Below are 19,900 nucleotides of genomic sequence, written 5' to 3' on the forward strand. Positions count from 1 at the left end.
GCCCGCGACAACCCTGCGCGAGCGGGCACCGTCCCCCGCCCACGGGAAGGCCCCCCGATGTCCTCACCACTGCGCCGCGCCCTCGCCGCCGGCACGCTCGCGCTGGCCACGGCCACCGCCACCCTCGCCATCGTCCCCACCGCCGCGCAGGCCGTGGTGCTGCCCAACAACTTCAAGAGCGTCGGCTACATGCCCTCCTGGGCCGGCAACATCAACACGATCCAGTACAACAAGCTCACCCACATCAACTACGCCTTCATCCTGCCCAACAGCGACGGCAGCCTGCAGGGCGTGGACGGTGGCCGGCTCTCCTCGCTGGTCTCCCAGGGGCACGCCAACAACGTCAAGGTGTCGATCGCCGTCGGCGGCTGGAACGACGGCAACGACTCGGCGTTCGAGGCTCTGGCCGCCAACGCCGGCAGCCGCACCAACTTCGTCAACAACCTGGTGAACTTCGTCAACCAGTACAACCTGGACGGCGTCGACATGGACTGGGAGTACCCGGACCCGGGCGCCTCGGCCAACAACTACACCGCGCTCATGACGCAGCTCGGCAGCGCCATGCACAGCCGCGGCAAGCTGCTCACCGCCGCCGTGGTCTCCGAGGGCGGCAGCGTGCAGGGCGTGCAGACGGCCGTGTTCGCCCAGGTCGACTGGCTCAACATCATGGCGTACGACGGTGGCAGCCCGCACTCCAACTACGACTGGTCGATCAACAGCGTCAACCTGTGGAAGGCCCGTGGCCTGCCCGCCAGCAAGGCGGTGCTCGGCATCCCGTTCTACAGCCGCCCCGTCTACTACAACTACTCGTACCTGGTCGGCCTGGACCCGGCGAACGCCAACCGGGACTGCGCCACCGTCAACGGGTCCCAGCAGTGCTGGAACGGCATCCCGACGGTCAAGCGCAAGACCCAGTGGGCGCTGGCCAACGCCGGCGGCGTGATGAACTGGGAGCTGTCCCAGGACACGTCCGGCTCGACCTCACTGCTCAGCGCCATGTACGACACCATCATGGGCGGCACCACCCCGCCGCCCACCGGCCGTACCGGCCCGATCACCGGCATCGCCGGCAAGTGCGTCGACGTGGCCTCGGCGAGCACCGCCAACGGCACCGCCATCCAGCTCTGGAGCTGCAACGGCACCAACGCGCAGACCTGGACCGTGTCCAGCGACAGCACGCTGCGCGCCCTCGGCAAGTGCGCCGACATCACCAGCGGCTCCACCGCCAACGGCGCCAAGGTCCAGCTGTGGGACTGCAACGGCAGCGGCGCCCAGGTCTGGCAGGCGCAGTCCAACGGCACGCTGCGCAACCCGCAGTCGAACAAGTGCCTGGACGCCAGCGACAACAGCTCGGCCGACGGCACCCGGTTGCAGATCTGGGACTGCTTCGCCGGCGCGAACCAGCGCTGGACCCTCCCGGCCTGACCGCGTCGAGGGGCCCCGGTACCGGGGCCCCTCGTTCGCGCGGCGGTTCAAGCCGGGCGGTGCTCACGGACCAGGTCGAGCATTTCGTCGACCGAGCCGGCCGGGTCGTCGACCGGGAACTGCACCGCCCGCACCACCGCCTGCGGGTCGACCAGCAGGGTCAGCCGCTTGAACCGCGCCACACCGCCCGCGCGGAACGTGGGCAGCAGCAACCCCGCCGCGAGCCGGCCGTCCTGGTCGGACAACAACGGAAACGGCAGCTCGGCGTACGCCGCGAAGGCGGCGAGCTGGTCCGGCCGTTGCGTGCTGATGCCGTACACCCGCGAACCGGCGGCCCGGAAGTCTCCGTGCCGGCCGGCGTAGGTGGTCGACTCCAGGGTGCAGCCACGAGCGCCGGGAATCTCCGCCCAGCCCAGCGGGAGGTCACCCAACCCCGGCGGGTACGCCCCGGGAAAGAAGTAGAGGACGCTCCACGAGTCGGCGGCGTACGGCGCGACCAGACGGCCGTCCGGCGCCGGCAGCGTCACCTCGGGCAGGTGCCGCCCGACCAGGTCGTGCACCCGCCGCGCCTCCGCCGAGGCGGCGTCCGCGGTCGCGGTCAGCTCTCCGTCACCCATGAGATACCGGGTCCCCCAATCCTGTAGGGCGATCAGCACCGGCAGCAGGCCGTCGCCCCTGCTGGTGAGCACGTAGTCGTACCGAGGTGGGCGCGGGGAGTACTGCCGGCGCTCCAACACAGCGTGCTCGACGAGCGCGGCGAGGCGTTCGGTCAGCGCCCGCCGGCTGACGCCCAGCTCGCGCTGGAGCGCGTCGAAGCGGGTCGTCCCACCGGCGACGTCGCGCACGATGAGGAACGTCCACCAGTCGCCCAGTACGCCGAGCGCCTGCGCGATGCCGCAGTCCGCGTCGGCGAGATCAGCACGCCGCACCCGCCACCTCCTCGTCGTCGCGCCGCCGACTGTAGTCCGTTCCAGATCGGAACTGACACGCCGGGTCGAACGAGGGGACGAGATGATCACGTGGCTGGAAAGGAGTGGACGAGGTACCGCGCGAGCTTGTAGCTTGCGGTTGACCGTGACACCACCCGAGGAGGTGAGACCCATGACCGCTGTATCGATGTGGGTGCTCCCCCTTCCCGTCACGGGCGGGCGATCGACGTAGGTGTCGCCGGGAGCGCCTCGCCACCACGGCACTCCCGAAGGGCAACACCTATGCGCTCTCTACCGTTCACCCCCGAGCCGTCCTCGGCTTCCGGCGCCGATCCCGCGCCCCCCATCTTCGACGTGATCATCGCCGGGTGCGGGCCGACCGGTGCGATGCTGGCCGCCGAACTGCGGCTGCACGATGTGCGGGTACTCGTCCTGGAGAAGGAGACCGAGCCGACGTCGTTCGTCCGCATCGTCGGTCTGCACATTCGCAGTCTCGAGCTGCTGGCGATGCGCGGCCTGCTGGATCGCATCCTCCCGCACGGGCGGCAGCGTCCGGCCGCCGGTTTCTTCGCCGCCATCCCCAAGCCCGCGCCCACGGGCCTGGACTCCGCGTACGCCTATCTGCTGGGCATCCCGCAGCCGGTCATCGAACGTCTGCTCGCGGACCACGCGATCGGCCTGGGTGCGCAGGTGCGGCGCGGTTGCGCGGTGGCCGGTGTCGAGCAGGACGACGAGGGTGTGACCGTCGAGCTGGCCGACGGGGAACAGCTGCGTTCGCGCTACCTCGTCGGCTGCGACGGCGGGCGCAGCACGGTCCGTAAACTGCTCGGTGTCGGCTTTCCCGGCGAGCCCGCGCGGACCGAGACCCTGATGGGCGAGATGGCAGTGGGCGTGCCGCAGGAGGAGGTCGCCGCCAGGGTGGCCGGGCTCCGCGAGACCCACCACCGATTCTGGCTCCGGCCCGCAGGCGTCGGGGTCTACAGCGTCGTGGTGCCCGCAAGAGGTGTCAGCGACCGCGCGACACCGCCCACCCTCGAGGACTTCCGACAGCAGTTGCGCGCCGTCGCCGGGACCGATTTCGGCGTGCACTCCCCGCGCTGGATGTCCCGTTTCGGGGACGCCACCCGACTGGTCGACCGTTATCGGGTCGGGCGGGTGCTGCTCGCCGGCGACGCGGCACACATCCACCCGCCCATCGGCGGGCAGGGCCTCAACCTGGGTGTTCAGGACGCGTTCAACCTCGGCTGGAAACTGGCCGCCCAGATCCGCGGCTGGGCCCCCGAGACACTGCTGGACACGTACCAGGCCGAACGTCGTCCGGTCGCCGAGGACGTGCTGGACAACACCCGCGCCCAGATGGAGCTGTCGTCCAGCGAACCGGGCGCACAGGCCGTGCGCAGGCTGCTCACCGAACTGATGGACTTCGACGAGGTGAACCGCCACCTGATCGAGAAGATCACCGCGATCGGCATCCGCTACGACTTCGGCGCGGGCCCCGACCTGCTCGGCCGCCGCCTGCCCGACATCGACGTGAAGCAGGGCCACCTCTACGGTCTGCTGCATCGTGGCCGCGGCCTGCTGCTGGACCGCACCGAACGCCTGACCGTCGGCGGCTGGTCAGACCTGGTCGATCACCTCGCGGATCCCACCGCGGCGCTGGACGTACCGTGCGTTTTGCTGCGCCCCGACGGTCACGTCGCCTGGATCGGCGACGACCAGCAGGACCTGGACGACCACCTGTCCCGCTGGTTCGGCAAGCCCGCCAACTGACGTCGCCCGCACAGCGTCGTCATGCGCCTGCGCTGGCATGGCCGCACGGCCATGCCAGCGTCGGGCGCCGGTGACCGTGCCGGCCGGGCCTCTCCCGGATCGTCGGTGGCCTGTGCCAGGCTGTCGGGCGTGGCACACCGATCCCCGATCCTGCTGATCGACGCACCCAGCCTCTACTTCCGGGCCTACTTCGGCATTCCGGAGTCTGCCGCGCGAGCCGAGGACGGCTCGCCGGTCAACGCGGTGCGCGGCTTCCTCGACATGCTCGCCACCCTGATCCGAGGGCGCAATCCGGACCGGATGGTCTGCGCAATGGACTACGACTGGCGCCCGGCGTGGCGGGTCGACCTGCTGCCGTCGTACAAGGCGCACCGGGTGGCCCCCGAGGGCGGCGAGGTCGTGCCGGACACGCTCTCCCCGCAGGTGCCGCTGATCCTGGAGGTGCTGGCCGCGATCGGCATCCCCGTCGTCGGCGCGACCGGCTACGAGGCCGACGACGTGCTCGGCACGCTGTCGGTGACCCAGCCCGGCCCGGTCGAGGTGGTCTCCGGCGACCGGGACCTGTTCCAGCTCATCGACGACGAGCGCGCGGTGCGGCTGCTCTACATCGGGCGGGGCGTGGCCAAGCTCGACGACTGCGACGACGCGGCGGTCCGGGCGCGCTACGGCGTGCCGGCCGACCGGTACGCCGACTTCGCCGCGCTGCGCGGTGACCCCAGCGACGGGCTGCCCGGTGTCCCGGGCGTCGGCGAGAAGACCGCCGCCCGGCTCATCGAGCGGTACGGCACGATCGCCGGCATCCTGGCCGCCCTGGACGACTCGGACTCGTCCTTCGCGCCGGGCCTGCGGGCGAAACTGGCCGCCTCCCGCGACTACCTGGCCGTCGCGCCGACGGTGGTGCGCGTCGCGCTGGACGTGCCCCTACCGGAGCTGCCCACGGCGCTACCGAGCGCACCCGCCGACCCGGACCGGCTGCTCGAGCTGGCCGAGACGTGGAACCTGGCCGGCTCCGCCCGCCGCCTGGTGGACGCCCTCGCCGCCCGCGCCGACGCCTGACCGCTGGCCCCGCGGCGGGGCTATTTAATCTTGCGCGTCGACCGGGCCACGATGCCCTCGTACTCCGGGTGCTTGACCAGCCATTCGGCGAGAAACGGGCAGATGGGCACGACGGTCCGCCGCTTGGCCCGCGCATCGTCCATCACGGCGCGGGCCAGCGTCGACCCGACACCCTTGCCCTCGAACGCCGGATCGACCTCGGTGTGGGTGTAGGCGATGATGGGGCCGGTCAGCTGGTAGGTGACGAGCCCGGCCACCACACCCGCCTCGTCGCGCGCCTCGAATCGCTCTCGTTCCGGCGCGTCTGTCACGGTGAACTGCACAGGGCCATCCAACCACCCGACCTCGCGGCGGTGACTCCGAGACCGGCTCCCGCGCATTGTCGCCGCCGTACGGGGAAAGGCTGGGCGGTCGGCCGGAACGGGAGGAGACGCGCCAGATGACGAACCCTGCGCCGGACGGCGGCTTCGCCGTCGTCGAGATGTTCACCTCTCAGGGCTGCTCGAGCTGCCCTCCCGCCGAGGAGGTGCTGACCGAGATCGACCACGACGGCCGGGAGCGGGGGCAGCCCGTCTTCGCCCTCGGGTTCCACGTCGACTACTGGGACGACCTGGGCTGGCCCGACCGATTCGCGGCCCCGGCGTACACGGCGCGGCAGGAGGCGTACGCCCGCGCCTTCGGCACCGGCCGTCTGTATACCCCACAGATGGTCGTCAACGGCACCGTCGAGTTCGTCGGTTCCGACCGTCGACGGGCGGCGGGCGCGATCGCGTCCGCCCTGGCGTCGAGCGCCACCACGCCGGTCGCACTGTCCGAGCCGGAGATCGACGACAGTGGTGGTGGGCAGCGGGTGCTGCTGGACTACCGGATCGAGCGACCGGCAGCTGGCGCGGTGCTGAACGTGGCGATCGTGGAACGCGGCCTGGACAGCGAGATCGCCCGCGGGGAGAACGCCGGACGGACGCTCCGGCAGGACAACGTCGTACGCGCCTTCACGTCGGTGGGCCTGGACGCCGAGCGCGGACGGGTGGAGTTGGGGGCGCCGCCTGACCTCGATCCTCGCAACGCCGCGGTCCTCGGCTACGTGCAGCAGGACGGCAACCGGGCCATCGTCGGCGCCGCGGCCGTCGACCTCTCCACCGCGTGATCTCGGCCCCGCGGCGGGACCCACCGGCCAGTAGGATCACGGGCACCTCGGCGAAGACAGTCGCCTCCCTGCGCCCGGAGTCCGCGTGGCCGATCGTCCGTCCCGATTCCTGCGCCGAACCATGGCCGTCGGTTGCCTGATCGCCGCCGCCGGACTGCCGGCCGCACCGCCGGTCGCCGGATCCACGGACACTTCCGGACCCACGATCCTGCGGGTGCTGCAGATGAACCTCTGCAACAGCGGCCGCGCCGGCTGCTACACCGGCCGAGCGGTGACCAGAGCCGCCGAGGTGATCCACGCCGAGGCACCCGACCTGGTCACCCTCAACGAGATCTGTCAGGACGATGTGCCCGCCCTGGAGCGCGTGTTCGCCTCCGTCCACGCCGGTCGGAGCGTCGTGGCCGCGTTCCAGGCCGCCGGCGACCGCACCAGCGGCGCCGACACCCGGTGCCGCAACGGCCAGCCGTACGGCGTCGGGCTGCTGACCCACGTGGGGTCACCCGACACCGCGCACGTCGTACACCGGGGAATCCACCCGACGCAGGACGTCGCGGACCCCGAGGAACGCCCCTGGCTCTGCGTCCGCGTCGACGGCGCCCTGCTCGCGTGCACCACGCACCTGGCGGCCACCGGCTACCGCGTCGCGCTGACGCAGTGCGCCCACCTGCTCGACACGATCCTGCCGACGATCCGCAGGAGCACCGGGTACGTGCCCATGGTGGTGAGTGGTGACCTCAACCTCCGGGACGGCGGCGACCCCGACGTGCGATCCTGCACGCCGTCGGGCTATCAGCGGATCGACGACGGGGCGCTGCAACACATTCTGGCGACCGCCGACATCACGCTCTGTTGCCGCAGGTCGGTGGCGATGCGCGGGGCGACCGACCACCCCGGGCTGCTGGCCACCCTCACCATCGACGGCAGCCGGCCAGCGGGCGAACCGGGCTTCGCGCACGGCTGAGCGCGGAAGGGCGGGGCACCGGGGGCGCCGGCCGGACCGTCCCGCCCCCGGACCACCGCAGGGGTCAGCGGGGCGGGTTCTCCCGCCGGGACGGGAACGGGGTGCCGGGCTGGCCGAGGGTCGAGCGGGCCCGCCGCCCGGCCGGGTCCGCGGTGGCCGGCTGGGCGAGGGTGGTGCGGCCACGCAGTCCGACCGGGTCCGGGGCGGGAGTGGGCGCCGTCGCGGCCGGCTCGGGGATGCGCCGCGCGTCCAGGTACGCCGCGGCTGCCCGGTCGTCGTCCGTCGGCGCGGCGATCAGGGCGTAGACGAGCCCGACCACCCCGAAGATCACCGCCAACACGATCGGCACGAGCAGGGTGCTCACCCCGGCGCCGCTCACCTCACGCTGACCCTCGTGCGCGTGCACCGAGAGGGCGCTCATCCCGGTGAAGTGCATGCCGTTCACGGCCACACCCATGACCAGCGCCGAGGCGGCGATCGCCAGCGCACCGCGAACGGTCATCGCGAGCCACAGCGCCACGGTGGCCGCCACGACCGCGATGATCACCGAGAGCGCGACCCGGAGCGCGTCGTAGCCGAGGCTGCCGTTCAGGCGCATCGCGGCCATGCCGGTGTAGTGCATGGCGGCCACACCGGCACCGGTGAAGACGCCGCCGGCGATCAGCCGGACCGGGTTCAGCCGGCCGGTGCCCACGATGGCCAGACCGATGCCGACCGCCACCACGGCGATGACCGTGCTGGCCGCGGTGAGGGGCACGTCGTACCGGATCCGGGTGCCGCTGACGGCGAAGCCGAGCATGGCCATGAAGTGCATCGCCCAGATGGCGGTGCCGCCGAGCGCCCAGGCGGCCAACAGCCCCCACAGGGCGCGCTGACCGGCGGTCTTGGCCGTACGGATGCGTCCGGCGCAGATCAGCCCGAGGACCGAGCCGAGCACGGACAGGGCGTAGCTCAACGCGGGCGTGATCCACCCGTATTCGAAATGATTGATCTCCGCCACGACGGCCTTCTCTCCCGTTACGTTACCGGCGCGTTAACCACGCCCCGGCAATGATCAGGGGTACGGCGTACAGGCGCAACAGCGCCCCCCGGCCTTTCCGAGGGTGCCGCCGCCGTGACCGTCCGATGCGTCGGTTCGCCGACGACGACGGCCGAAAATGGTGATCAGGCGGTGGTGTGGTACGCCAGCACACCCCGGTTGACGGCGGCGATCGCCTGCCGGGCGGTGGAGCGCAGCTCCGGACCCGTACCGCCGGAATCCGCCAGTTGGCCGAGCAGGTCGACCACCTGCCGCGCCCACCGGACGAAGTCACCGGCCGGCATCTCGCCGTCGATCTCGTGGCCGCTGCCGAGCACCTTGGCCAGCGACTCGCCCCGGGCCCAGCGGTAGACCGGCCAGGCGAAGCCGAAGTCCGGTTCCCGGGTCGCGGTCAGCCCGCGCGCCGCCTCGTCGGCCTCGATCTCACCCCACAGCTTCAGCGTTTCGTCCACCGCGTCGGCCACCGGCCCACGCGGCAACGACGCCCGCTCGTCGACGTCGCGGCGCGCCTCGAAGACCACCACGGACACCGCGGCGGCCAACTCGGCCGGGGACAACCCGTCCCACACACCCCGCCGCAGGCACTCGGCGACCAGCAGGTCCGCTTCGGTCCAGATCCGGCCGAGCATCCGACCGGCGTCGGTGACCGTGCCGTCGCCAGCGAGGTAGCCGCGGTCGGTCAGCAGCGCGACGATCCGGTCGAAGGTCCGCGCGAGAGATCCGGTCCGCCCGGAGACCCGCTCGCGCAGCTCCTCGGTGTCACGCTCCAGCCGCCGGCGCCGCTCCGCCCACCGGGCGTGCTCCTCCCGCTCCGGGCAGGCGTGGCAGGGGTGGCGGCGCAACTCGGAGCGGAGCTGGGTGAGCCGGCCGTCGTCGCCGGTCGTCTGCCGGGAGCGGCCACCGCGCCGGCCACCGTGCCGGTCGAGCCCGGTGCCGCTGACCTCGGCCGCGAGGTCACGCCGGGCGGCGGGTGAGCGGTGGTTGAAGTGCTTGGGCACCCGGATGCGGGCCAGCACCTCCGCCGGGGTGGTGAAGTCACCGGGGCTGACCCGCCCGGCCCAGCGGTCCTGGGTGAGCACCAACGGCCGGGGCTCACCGAAACCGCCGGTCGCCGGGTCCAGCACGACGGCCAGGCCGGCGCGCCGACCCGCCGGCACCCGGATCACGTCGCCGACTCGCAGCCGCTCCAGCGAGGCCACCGCGGCGGCCTTGCGCTGGGTCTGCCCCTGCCGGGCGATGGCCTTCTCGCGGTCGGCGATCGCCACGCGCAGCGCGAAGTACTCGTCGAAGTCGCCGTGGTGGCAGGCGGCTTCCGCGCCGTACGCGTCGATGGTCTCGGTGTTGCGCTGCACCTGCCGGGCCAGGCCGACCACCGACCGGTCCGCCTGGAACTGGGCGAACGAGGACTCCAGCAGGGCCCGGGCTGGCTCCGCGCCGACCGTGCCGACCAGGTTCACCGCCATGTTGTACGAGGGCCGGAAGCTGGAGCGCAGCGGGTAGGTGCGGGTGGAGGCGAGGCCGGCCACGTGCCGCGGGTCGGTCTCCGGGGACCACACCACCACGGCGTGCCCCTCCACGTCGATGCCGCGCCGACCGGCCCGACCGGTGAGCTGCGTGTACTCCCCCGGGGTCAGGTCGACGTGCGCCTCGCCGTTGTACTTGACCAGCCGTTCGAGGACCACGCAGCGGGCCGGCATGTTGATGCCCAGCGCGAGGGTCTCGGTGGCGAACACCGCCTTGACCAGGCCGCGGACGAACAGCTCCTCGACGATCTCCTTGAAGACCGGCAGCATGCCGGCGTGGTGGGCGGCGAGGCCGCGCTCGAGGCCGTCGAGCCACTCCCAGTAGCCCAGCACCGACAGGTCCTCGCCGGGGATGGCGGTGACCCGGGACTCGACCACCCGGCGGATCTCGGCCCGCTCCTCGGGCGAGGTGAGTCGCAGCCCGGCGGCGAGGCACTGCTGCACGGCGGCGGCGCAGCCGGCTCGGCTGAAGATGAACAGGATCGCCGGCAGCAGGCCCTCCCGGTCCAACCGGTCGACGATGTCCGGGCGCATCGGGCCACGCCAGCGGGGGCCGCGTCGGCCGCCGCCGGGACCGCTGCTGCGGCCCTCGCCCAGCTCCAGCCGGCGCATGCTCTCCCGGGTGTAGCGCAGCAGCTCCGGGTGCACGTCGTGCTTGCGGGCCGCGTCGGCGTCGTGGAACAGGTCGAACATCCGCTTGCCGACCAGCATGTGCTGCCACAGCGGGACGGGCCGGTGCTCGCTGACCACCACCGCGGTCTCGCCGCGCACGGTGACCAGCCAGTCGGCGAACTCCTCGGCGTTGGAGACGGTCGCCGACAGCGAGACCAGCGTGACCGAGGCGGGCAGGTGGATGATCACTTCTTCCCACACCCCGCCGCGGAACCGGTCGGCGAGGTAGTGCACCTCGTCCATCACCACGTAGGCCAGCCCCTCCAGGGTGCTGGAACCCGCGTAGAGCATGTTGCGCAGCACCTCGGTGGTCATCACGATCACCGGGGCGTCGCCGTTGATGGCGTTGTCGCCGGTGAGCAGGCCGACCTGCTCGGCGCCGTACCGGTCGACCAGGTCGTGGTACTTCTGGTTGGACAGCGCCTTGATCGGCGTGGTGTAGAAGCACTTGCGCCGGGCCGGTGGCGGCGCTGCGTCGTCGGCCGCCGGCGGCTGGTCGGGCCGTCCGCGCAGCGCCAGGTGTACGGCGAACTCGCCGACCACGGTCTTGCCGGCGCCGGTGGGAGCGCAGACCAGCACACCGCTGCCCCGCTCCAGGGACTGACACGCCTCACGCTGGAAGTCGTCGAGGTCGAACCCCAGGTCAAGGGCGAACTCGTCCAGCGCCGGGAACTCGGAGGCCTGCGCGGCCCGGCGGCGCGCCGCTGCGTACCGCTCGGCGGGACTCGACATGGCACCAAGATTAGTGCGTGCCAGGACACGGCACCCCACAAGGCCGTCCGGCGGGGCCGTCGGCGGCGGTCGGTAGGGTGCACGGCGTGCCGGACCATGCCGAACCGCCCCAGACTCCTCCGCCGGGCAGCGCCGAGGACGCCACCGCCCCCCGCGCGTCCCGCCGGCCCGTCAAGGCGGTGCTCTTCGACTTCCACGGCACCCTGGCACAGGTGGAGGAGCCCCGCCAGTGGGTGCTGGAGGCCGCGGCGGCATGTGGGGTCACCCTGGATCGGGTCCGAGCCACCTCGCTGGCCGACCGGCTGTTGACCGCCGGCCGCGCCGGTGGGCCGCTGCCGGCCCGGGTGCCGCCCCGACTGGCCGAGCTGTGGGCCGACCGGGACCTCTACCCGTACGCCCATCGGGGTGCCTACACCGGGCTGGCGGAGACCGTCGACGCTGGCATCGAGGGGTTCGCCGACGCGCTCTACGAGCGGCTGCTGGTCGCCGAGGGCTGGGTGCCGTACCCGGACGCCGCCCCGACCCTGAGCGCGCTGCGCGACGCCGGAGTGCGGGTGGGTGTGGTCAGCAACATCGGCTTCGACCTGCGGCCGCACTTCGACGCCTGGGGGCTGACCGGGCTGGTCGACGCGTTCGCGCTCTCGTACGAGGTGGGTCGCTGCAAGCCCGACCCGGCGATCTTCTGGCGGGCCTGCGGGATGCTCGGCGTCGAGGCGGAGCAGACCCTCATGGTCGGCGACACGCCGGCGGACGCGGGCGCGGTGGCGGCCGGGTGCGCGGTGCTGGTGCTGCCGGCCGCCGACCCCGGCCGGGAAAATGGGCTGGGCGCCGTGCTGGACCTGGCCCTGTCGGACGAGGGTTGACCAGCCGTAAGCGCAAGAAGCTGCACCAGCGGTTCATGGTGGCCGTGAGCTTCGGCTCCCCGAAGCAGGTGGCGGCGCTGTTGCGGTCGGGAGCGGACCCGAACCAGCCCGACCGGTCCGGCACGACGCCGCTCTACCTGGCCAGCGTGCAAGGCGCGGCCGGCACCGTCCGGGTGTTGCTGGCCAGTGGGGCGCGACCCAACGCGGAGAGTGGCGCTGGAGATGAGGGTCTCCCGCTCTGCGGTGCCGCTGTCTGGGGGCATGACGACTGTGTGCGTGAGCTGCTGGCGGCTGGTGCCGATCCAGACCTCCGGGAGGACGACGGCCAAGGGCGCACCGCGTCGGAGTGGGCAGCGCGTGGTGGTCACCGCTCCACTCTTGCCCTCCTGCAGGCCATGGAGCAGTGACGCAAGAGCAGCCCTCCGAACCCGCGATCTTGCACTTCCTGCCCCGACAAGTCGGGCATCTCACCCAAATCAGCGTCCGCAAGTGCACGATCGCGGAGAGCGGCGCCGCGGTCTGGGGGCATGACGAGACCGCGCGGGAGCTTCCGACGGCCTGGGCGCGGTCAGACGGCGGCGAGGAAGGCCAGCACCCGCGGCCAGGCCGCCGCGGCGGCTTCCGCGTCGTGCTCGGGCAGGTCCGGGTCGGTGAACAGATGTCCCGTGTCCGGATAGCGGTACACCGTCAGGTCGGCGCCCGCGTCGGCCATCGCCCGCTGCCACTCGTCGACCTCGTCCGGCGCGTCATACGGGTCCGGGTCGGCGAGGTGCAACTGCACCGGGAGCCCGGCCCGGGCCGCCGCCGGCGCGCCGCCGGTGCCGTGCAGCAGGAGCAGACCGGCGGTGTCGGGGCGCTCGGCCAGCAGCGCCCCGGCCACGCCAGCGCCCATCGAGAACCCGCCGAGCACGGTCTCCGGCGGCAACTCCCGCAGCGCGGCCCGGGCCCGATCGAGCACCACCTCGTGACCGATCTTGTCCAGCAGCGCGAAGCCCTCCTCGACGCTGTCGGCGGCGGGCACGCCGTACAGGTCGGGGGTGACGACCCGGTGCCCGGCGGCGCGCAACTGGTCGGCGGCGGCCCGGACGGCGGGCCGCAGCCCGTACACGGAGTGGAACAGCACGACGTGGCGCATCCGGTCATCCTGCCCCAGCCCGACGGCCACGCGGGCCGGCCACGCGGAGCGGGGGTCAGACCAGCGCCGCCAGCCGGGCCACCAGCTCCGTCGGTGCCGGCATGTCGGCGATCTCCCGACTGACCTGCCCGGCTGCGGTGCGCAGGGCGTCGTCGGTCAGCAGCCGGGTCAGCGCCTGCGGAGTGATGTCGCGCGGACGCAGCGCCAGGCCCGCGCCCCGGCGGGCCACCAGCTCGGCGTTGTGCCGCCGGTCACCCGGGCCGACGGTGGCCAGTTGCGGCAGGCCGGCGGCGAGGGCGCCGAACACGCTGCCCGCCCCGCCGTGATGGACCAGCGCAGCGCTCGCCGGCAACGCCTCGTCGAGCGGGATCCAGTCCACCACCCGGACGTTGTCGGGCAGAGCACGAGCCGCCGTACGCCGGTCCGGCCGGACCAGCACGAACTCGGCGTCCACCTGGGGGGCGGCCGCCACCACGGCGGGCATCGGCCCCTCGTCACCGGGACCGGTGAGGGTGCTGCGGGTGACCAGAATCCTCGGACGGTCGGCCGGCTCGCGCAGCCAGGCCGGCAACTCACCGCCGCCGACGTAGGAGGTGTAGCGCATCGGCCAGCCGTCCTGAGTGGTCACGCTGGGCGGGGCCACGGCGATAGCCGCGGCGGGCGGCGGCAGCTCGGTCAGGCCGTGCCGGCGCAGCGCGGGGCCGAGCCGGGCAGTGGTGGCGCGCACCAGGTCTCGACCGTCGAAGAGGGAATTTTCCTGCCGGACCGCCGGCACGCCCAGCCGGGCAGCGGCCACCGCGCCGGCCACCGCGAACGGCTCGTGCAGCACCAGATCCGGTCGCCACTCGGTGGCCAGCGCGACGACCGGGTCGGTGAGCTGATCGTTGAGCGCGCCGAAGAGGAGGCCGGCCCCCCGGGTGCCGGCGGTGCCGGCCAGCTCGGCGCGGGCGATCAGCGGATGGCCGAGGGAGACCCGGAGTGCGATGCGGCCGAAGTTGAAGCCCGGCGCCACGTCCCGCATGGGCAGGCCGGCGTCGGCGGCGGCCAGGCCACCGTCGCCGGTCGCCACCAGCACGTCGTGGCCCGCGTCGCGCAGCGCCACGGCGAGCGGCACGAGCGGGAAGACGTGCCCGACGAGCGGCGCCGAGACCACCAGGACACGCATGGCCCCGATCCTATGTCGACGGCGTCGACCTCGGTGCCCCTAGGATCGTGCCGCTATGGCCGGTCAGCCGGCCCGGCGCTGGTCGACGATCCGGCGCATCTTGCCCACCGACCGCTCCACCGAGTCCGGGGCGAGCACGTCGACCGCCACGCTCACGCCGATGGTGTTCTTCACCAGCTCCGCCAGGGCGGCGCCGGCCCGCTCGGCGGCGTCCCCGGCGACCCCGGTCCGCCGCTCCACCCGGACGGTCAGGGTGTCCAGTCGACCCTGCCGGTCGAGGACGCACTGGAAGTGCGGCGACAGCTGCGGGGTGCGCAGGATCAGTTCCTCGATCTGCGTCGGGAAGATGTTCACCCCACGCACGATCATCATGTCGTCCGCACGGCCGGTGATCTTCTCGATCCGGCGCATCGGACGCGCGGTGCCGGGCAGCAGCCGGGTCAGGTCCCGGGTGCGGTAGCGGACGACCGGCATCGCCTCCTTGGTCAGCGAGGTCAGCACCAGCTCGCCCTGCTCGCCGTCGGGCAGCACCGCGCCGGTCAGCGGGTCGATGATCTCCGGATAGAAGTGGTCCTCCCAGAGGTGCAGCCCGTCCTTGGTCTCGACGCACTCGGTGGCCACGCCCGGGCCCATCACCTCACTGAGCCCGTAGATGTCGACCGCGTGGATGTCCAGCCGGTGCTCGATCTCCCGACGCATGTCCTCGGTCCAGGGCTCCGCGCCGAAGATGCCCACCCGCAGCGAGGTGGCCCGTGGGTCGATGCCCTGCCGCTGCATCTCGTCCACGATGGCCAACATGTAGCTGGGCGTGACCATGATGACCTCGGGTTCGAAGTCGCGGATCAGCAGCACCTGGCGTTCGGTCATGCCACCGGAGACCGGGATGACCGTGCAGCCCAACTCCTCGGCCCCGTAGTGCGCGCCGAGCCCACCGGTGAACAACCCGTAGCCGTACGCCACGTGCACGCGATCGCCGGGCCGGCCGCCGGAGGCGCGGATCGACCGGGCCATCAGTCGCGCCCAGGTCCGCAGGTCGTCACGGGTGTAGCCGACCACGGTCGGCCGGCCGGTGGTGCCCGAGGAGGCGTGCAGTCGGGCGACCTGCTCGCGGGGCACGGCGAACATGCCGAACGGGTAGTTGTCCCGCAGCTCGGCCTTGCCGGTGAACGGGAAGCGGGCCAGGTCGGCGAGGTCCCGGCAGTCGTCGGGGTGCACCCCGGCCGCGTCGAACGCCCGGCGGTAGTGCGGCACGTTGTCGTACGCGTGCCGCAGCGACCAGCGCAACCGTTCGCCCTGTAGGGCGCGCAGCTCGTCGACACCGGCCCGCTCGATCGGTTCCAGGGTGTCGGGATGAGGGGTGCGATCCTGCATCGGGTGCCTCCTGTCCGCCGCCGGTCCCACACCAGGCCGATGCCGGGCCGACCCGGGTACCGTACGCCCGTCTCGGAGGCTGCTTCCCTGGGCCGCGGGCCCGCGCGGAGGCGCTCGGCGACGAGCGGTCAGCCCGAGCGGACGCTCGGCGACGAGCGGGTCAGCGGGTCGCCGGCAGCCGGTGCAGCGCGGCCACCAGCGGGGCCAGCTCCGGGGTGGCCTCGGCCTCGGCGAGGGCCCGGGTGAGCACCGCGTCATGGCTGGGTCGGGCACGGGCCAACAGCTCGGAGCCGGCCGGGGTCAGCTCGGTGTAGATGCCCCGCCGGTCGTCGGCGCAGAGGATCCGGGTGAGCAGGTTGCGCTGCTCCAGCCGAGTGACCAGGCGGGTGGTGGCGCTGCCGGAGAGCGCGGCGGCTCGGGCCAGCTGGCTCATCCGCATGTGCCAGCCGTCCTGCCGGGAGAGCGCGTCGAGCACCGTGTATTCCACGACGGAGAGGTCGTGGTCGGCCTGCAGCGCGCGTTCCAGGGCGGTCTCGATCAGCCCGTGCAGGGCGGCGAGCGTGCGCCAACCCTGCGCGCGAATCTCGACCGCGTCGTCGCCGATGCCCATGCCGGCCTCCTGGAATGTGACCCGAACAGCGCCAAGACTAGCACGCTTGCGCCGGTATAACGCTCGTGCAACTATCTGGTTGCCGACGCGTGTAGTTGCACACGCTGGCTATTCGATCCCTCCGCGTTAGGAAGACCATGTCCGTACGCCAACACTCCCTGCCGCCCGGCCTGATCGCCCTGGCCCTCGGCGCCTTCGGCATCGGGCTCACCGAATTCGTGATCATGGGCCTGCTGCCCGAGGTGGCCGCCGACTTCGCGGTCACCGAGCCGGTCGCCGGCTGGTTGATCTCCGGCTACGCGCTCAGCGTGGCCGTCGGCGGGGTGGCCCTCACCGCCGCCGTCACCCAGCTGCCGCGCAAGCCGGTGCTGCTCGGCCTGATGGTGCTCTTCATCATCGGCAACCTGCTCTCCGCGGTCGCCGGTGACTACGCCGTGATGCTGGCCGGCCGGATCGTCGCCGCGCTGTGCCACGGCGCGTTCTTCGGCATCGGCGCCGTGGTGGCCGCCGGGCTGGTCGCACCGGCCCGCCGGGCGGGCGCGATCGCCATGATGTTCGTCGGACTGACCATCGCGAACGTGCTCGGCGTACCCTTCGGCACCCTCCTCGGCCAGCACTTCGGGTGGCGGTCGACGTTCTGGGCGATCACCGGAATCGGGGTGGTCGCACTGGTCGGGCTGGCCGCGCTCGTCCCCGGCCGCGGCAGCGTCGACGCCCAACGACCGGCCGGCGGGCTGGTCGGCGAACTGCGCGCCTTCACCCATCCCCAGGTCTGGCTCTCCCTGGTGATCACGGTGCTGGGCTTCGGCGGCATGTTCGGCGCGTTCACCTACATCGCCTACACGCTCACCGAGGTCAGTGGCTTCGCCACCGGCACGGTGCCGTGGCTGCTGGTGCTCTTCGGGGTGGGACTGTTCGCCGGCAACCTGGTCGGCGGACGGGCGGCGGACGTGTCGCTGTCCCGCACCCTGGTCACCGTCCTGGCGGTGCTCACCGTGGTGCTCGTCGGGTTCGCCCTGACCGCGACGAGCCCGGTGCTGACCATCGTCTCGCTGGTGCTGATGGGCGCGTTCGGCTTCGCCACCGTGCCACCGCTACAGATGCGGATCATGCAGTACGCCCAGCAGGCGCCCACCCTCGCGTCCGGGGCGAACATCGCGGCGTTCAACCTCGGCAACGCCCTGGGCGCGTGGGTCGGCGGGGTGACCATCGCCGCCGGGCTCGGCTACACGGCCCCGATCTGGGCCGGCGCCGCCATCACCCTGGCCGGCCTTGTCGTGCTGCTCGGGGCACTGCGGCTGGCCCGCCGCAGCGCGCCGGCGACGGTCGACGACGACCTGGTGGGCACCGCGGCCTGAGCCGGATCGTGCCGCTCGTGCGGATGGCGCCGGGCCGGGCGGATGACCCGGCCCGACGCCACTCTGGATCATCGCCCTGCCATCTTCTCGCAATTGCAAAATATGTGCAACAAGGTCTGGACAGGCGACTCCACCTGTAACTAGCCTCCTTGGCATGACTCCTTACATCGTGGATTCGTCGGCCTGGCAGGAGAGCTGGGACCGCCAGCAGGAGGCGTACCTGCCGGACCGGGAGCACCGCTTCGCCGCGATGCTCGACGCGGTCGACGCGACCGTCGACGGCCGACCCCCTCGCGTGCTCGACCTGGCCGGCGGCACCGGCACCATCTCGCTGCGGGCGTTGGCGCGCTTCCCCACCGCCGAGGTGACCCTGGTGGACCTCGACCCGGCGCTGCTCGCCATCGCCAGGGCCTCGCTGGCCGACCGGGCCACCATCGTCACCGCCGACCTCAGCACCCCGAACTGGCGGTCCAGCCTGCCGCACCGCGACTACGACGCCGTCCTCACCGCCACCGCGCTGCACTGGCTGCCGGCCGACCGGCTCAGTCGCCTCTACGGCGAGATCAACGACGTGCTGCGGCCGGGCGGCATCTTCGTCAACGCCGACCACATGCCCGACGACACCCTGCCGGAGCTGACCAAGCGGCTGGCCGCCCGGGCGCACTCCCAACGCGCCGCCCGGTACGCCGCCGGCGCGGCCCTCTCCTGGTCGCAGTGGTGGGAGCGAGCCGGGGCGGACCCGGTGCTCGGCCCCCTGGTCGTGCAGCGTCAGGCCATCTACCCGACCGGTCACAGCCCGGAGTGGACCCCACCCGTCTCCTGGCACCTGACCGCGCTCGGCACGGCCGGCTTCACCGAGGTCGGCACGCTCTGGCGCGGGGGCGTGGACGCCGCTGTCACGGCGGTGCGCTGACGCCGCTGTCACGGCGGTGCGCTGACGCCCCTGTCACGGCGGTGCGCTGACGCCCCGGTGATCGCGGCCGCGCCGTCGGGCCGTAATCCCGCCCGATCATCGGGCACGAGCAGCCCGGTGGGCCGGGTCGGCGGTCGGCGCTGAGAGCCGCACCGGCGGCGATATGCTGGCGGCGGAACCGGGTGGTTCCCGGCGGTGGGGCCCGCCGTCCCGCCGGGAAAACCGCGAGCCGTTCGCCAACGGTCCCTGCCAGTGACACCTGTGCTGGTGGGAGGACCCGTGTCAGGACCAGTCGAGCCCCGCACCGACCCCGACGTCGACCTGCGCGTGCCCGGCGACCGCCGGGAGCTGACCACCCGTCCGGCCACGGTGCTCGCCGCGATCGCCGTCGGCGGGGTGCTCGGCGCGCTGGCCCGGGCCGGCCTGCAACAGGCTGTGCCGCACGGGCCGACCGGCTTCCCGTGGGCGACCTTCGGCATCAACCTGACCGGCTGCCTGCTGATCGGCGTGCTGATGGCCGTCCTCGGGCACCTCGGTGGTGGGCATCCGCTGGTCCGTCCCTTTCTCGGGGTCGGGGTGCTGGGCGGTTTCACCACCTTCTCCAGCTACGCGGTCGACGTCCAGCAGGCGGTGGTCGCGGGCGCCCCGGCCACCGCGCTGGCGTACCTGGCCGCGACCGTCCTCGGTGCGCTGATCGCGGTCGCGCTGGGTGACGCCGCCGCCCGGATGCTGAGCCGCACCCGCCGCGCCGACCACCAGGCCGCCCGATGACCGTGCTGCTCATCGCCCTGGGCGCGGCCGTCGGCGCGCCGCTGCGCTACCTCACCGACCGGGCCGTGCAGTCCCGGCACAGCTCGGCGTTCCCGTGGGGCACTTTGACCGTGAACGTGCTCGGGTCGTTGCTGCTCGGCGTGCTCGTCGGGCTGCCGGCCGGCCCGGCTGTCACCGCGCTGCTCGGCACCGGCTTCTGCGGGGCGTTGACCACCTACTCCACCTTCAGCTACGAGACACTGCGGCTGGCGCAGACCGGCAACCGGCTCCTCGCACTGGCCAACGTACTGGCCAGCCTGGCCGCCGGGCTCGCCGCGGCCACCGCCGGCTACGCCCTGACCCGAGCCCTGACCGGCTGACCGCCACGGTACGAGGGCGCGCGGCCGATGGCCGCGGCCGGAGCCGCCGCCGTCGGCCGCACAACATCCTGGTTGTAGTGGCCTCCCTCACCAATGAGGCC

General features: G+C 72.8%; 19 protein-coding genes. 11 read left to right on the forward strand and 8 right to left on the reverse strand.

What is annotated here, in order from left to right; translation table 11 throughout:
• The first annotated feature begins 57 nt into the window (after nt 1–57).
• Nucleotides 58–1,425, forward strand: coding sequence for a glycosyl hydrolase family 18 protein (locus tag V6V47_RS06565; RefSeq protein ID WP_334627111.1), 1,368 nt, complete (start codon nt 58–60; stop codon nt 1,423–1,425).
• A gap of 47 nt (nt 1,426–1,472) precedes the next feature.
• Here V6V47_RS06565 and V6V47_RS06570 read toward each other — a convergent pair whose 3' ends face one another.
• Nucleotides 1,473–2,354 (reverse strand): winged helix-turn-helix transcriptional regulator, encoded by an 882-nt coding sequence (locus V6V47_RS06570; protein WP_334627112.1) that lies wholly within the window; start codon nt 2,352–2,354, stop codon nt 1,473–1,475.
• A 345-nt stretch (nt 2,355–2,699) separates the two neighbouring features.
• Here V6V47_RS06570 and rox point away from each other — a divergent pair, with 345 nt between their 5' ends.
• Both rox and V6V47_RS06580 read left to right on the forward strand, forming a co-directional pair.
• Complete coding sequence (gene rox / locus V6V47_RS06575; protein ID WP_334627298.1) at nt 2,700–4,124, forward strand: rifampin monooxygenase; 1,425 nt, start codon at nt 2,700–2,702, stop codon at nt 4,122–4,124.
• Nucleotides 4,125–4,253: 129 nt separating this feature from the next.
• Complete coding sequence (locus V6V47_RS06580) at nt 4,254–5,180, forward strand: 5'-3' exonuclease (protein ID WP_334627113.1); 927 nt, start codon at nt 4,254–4,256, stop codon at nt 5,178–5,180.
• A gap of 20 nt (nt 5,181–5,200) precedes the next feature.
• Here V6V47_RS06580 and V6V47_RS06585 read toward each other — a convergent pair whose 3' ends face one another.
• Nucleotides 5,201–5,503: a GNAT family N-acetyltransferase gene (locus tag V6V47_RS06585; protein WP_334627114.1), complete on the reverse strand. Its 303-nt coding sequence runs from the start codon at nt 5,501–5,503 to the stop codon at nt 5,201–5,203.
• 116 nt (nt 5,504–5,619) lie between these two features.
• Here V6V47_RS06585 and V6V47_RS06590 point away from each other — a divergent pair, with 116 nt between their 5' ends.
• Both V6V47_RS06590 and V6V47_RS06595 read left to right on the forward strand, forming a co-directional pair.
• Nucleotides 5,620–6,327: a DUF1223 domain-containing protein gene (locus V6V47_RS06590; RefSeq protein ID WP_334627115.1), complete on the forward strand. Its 708-nt coding sequence runs from the start codon at nt 5,620–5,622 to the stop codon at nt 6,325–6,327.
• An 85-nt stretch (nt 6,328–6,412) separates the two neighbouring features.
• Nucleotides 6,413–7,288, forward strand: a complete 876-nt coding sequence (locus V6V47_RS06595) for an endonuclease/exonuclease/phosphatase family protein (RefSeq protein WP_334627116.1) — start codon at nt 6,413–6,415, stop codon at nt 7,286–7,288.
• A 64-nt stretch (nt 7,289–7,352) separates the two neighbouring features.
• On the opposite strand, the gene V6V47_RS06600 is transcribed toward V6V47_RS06595, so the two are convergent.
• Complete coding sequence (locus V6V47_RS06600) at nt 7,353–8,288, reverse strand: MHYT domain-containing protein (protein ID WP_334627117.1); 936 nt, start codon at nt 8,286–8,288, stop codon at nt 7,353–7,355.
• Nucleotides 8,289–8,452: 164 nt separating this feature from the next.
• Entirely contained in the window at nt 8,453–11,254 is a 2,802-nt protein-coding gene (locus V6V47_RS06605; RefSeq protein WP_334627118.1) for a DEAD/DEAH box helicase, read from the reverse strand.
• Between the two features lie 86 nt (nt 11,255–11,340).
• Here V6V47_RS06605 and V6V47_RS06610 point away from each other — a divergent pair, with 86 nt between their 5' ends.
• Together V6V47_RS06610 and V6V47_RS06615 are read left to right on the forward strand one after the other, a co-directional pair.
• A complete protein-coding gene (locus tag V6V47_RS06610; RefSeq protein WP_334627119.1) occupies nt 11,341–12,117 on the forward strand; it encodes an HAD family hydrolase in 777 nt (258 codons plus the stop codon).
• Nucleotides 12,114–12,524 (forward strand): ankyrin repeat domain-containing protein, encoded by a 411-nt coding sequence (locus V6V47_RS06615; protein WP_334627121.1) that lies wholly within the window; start codon nt 12,114–12,116, stop codon nt 12,522–12,524. Before V6V47_RS06610 ends, V6V47_RS06615 begins: the two co-directional genes overlap by 4 nt.
• Before the next feature lie 161 nt (nt 12,525–12,685).
• On the opposite strand, the gene V6V47_RS06620 is transcribed toward V6V47_RS06615, so the two are convergent.
• From V6V47_RS06620 to V6V47_RS06635, 4 genes are all read right to left on the reverse strand, one after another.
• On the reverse strand, nt 12,686–13,252 hold the full coding sequence (locus V6V47_RS06620) for a dienelactone hydrolase family protein (RefSeq protein ID WP_334627122.1): 567 nt from the start codon (nt 13,250–13,252) through the stop codon (nt 12,686–12,688).
• A gap of 55 nt (nt 13,253–13,307) precedes the next feature.
• Nucleotides 13,308–14,417 (reverse strand): nucleotide disphospho-sugar-binding domain-containing protein, encoded by a 1,110-nt coding sequence (locus V6V47_RS06625; protein WP_334627124.1) that lies wholly within the window; start codon nt 14,415–14,417, stop codon nt 13,308–13,310.
• 63 nt (nt 14,418–14,480) lie between these two features.
• Nucleotides 14,481–15,788: a phenylacetate--CoA ligase PaaK gene (gene paaK, locus V6V47_RS06630; protein ID WP_334627125.1), complete on the reverse strand. Its 1,308-nt coding sequence runs from the start codon at nt 15,786–15,788 to the stop codon at nt 14,481–14,483.
• A gap of 160 nt (nt 15,789–15,948) precedes the next feature.
• Nucleotides 15,949–16,398: a MarR family winged helix-turn-helix transcriptional regulator gene (locus tag V6V47_RS06635; protein WP_334627127.1), complete on the reverse strand. Its 450-nt coding sequence runs from the start codon at nt 16,396–16,398 to the stop codon at nt 15,949–15,951.
• A 137-nt stretch (nt 16,399–16,535) separates the two neighbouring features.
• On the opposite strand from V6V47_RS06635, the gene V6V47_RS06640 reads away from it, so the two are divergent.
• The 4 genes from V6V47_RS06640 to crcB all read left to right on the forward strand — a co-directional run bounded on the left by V6V47_RS06640 (nt 16,536) and on the right by crcB (nt 19,799).
• Nucleotides 16,536–17,756 (forward strand): MFS transporter, encoded by a 1,221-nt coding sequence (locus V6V47_RS06640; protein ID WP_334627128.1) that lies wholly within the window; start codon nt 16,536–16,538, stop codon nt 17,754–17,756.
• Between the two features lie 154 nt (nt 17,757–17,910).
• Nucleotides 17,911–18,669, forward strand: a complete 759-nt coding sequence (locus V6V47_RS06645; protein WP_334627129.1) for a class I SAM-dependent methyltransferase — start codon at nt 17,911–17,913, stop codon at nt 18,667–18,669.
• A 279-nt stretch (nt 18,670–18,948) separates the two neighbouring features.
• On the forward strand, nt 18,949–19,440 hold the full coding sequence (locus V6V47_RS06650; protein ID WP_334627130.1) for a fluoride efflux transporter FluC: 492 nt from the start codon (nt 18,949–18,951) through the stop codon (nt 19,438–19,440).
• Nucleotides 19,437–19,799, forward strand: coding sequence for a fluoride efflux transporter CrcB (crcB, locus tag V6V47_RS06655; RefSeq protein ID WP_334627131.1), 363 nt, complete (start codon nt 19,437–19,439; stop codon nt 19,797–19,799). The genes V6V47_RS06650 and crcB overlap by 4 nt, the downstream gene beginning before the upstream one ends.
• Nucleotides 19,800–19,900: the final 101 nt, after the last annotated feature.

Source organism: Micromonospora sp. CPCC 205539, assembly GCF_036906815.1.
In the GTDB taxonomy this organism is placed as follows: Bacteria; Actinomycetota; Actinomycetes; order Mycobacteriales; family Micromonosporaceae; genus Micromonospora.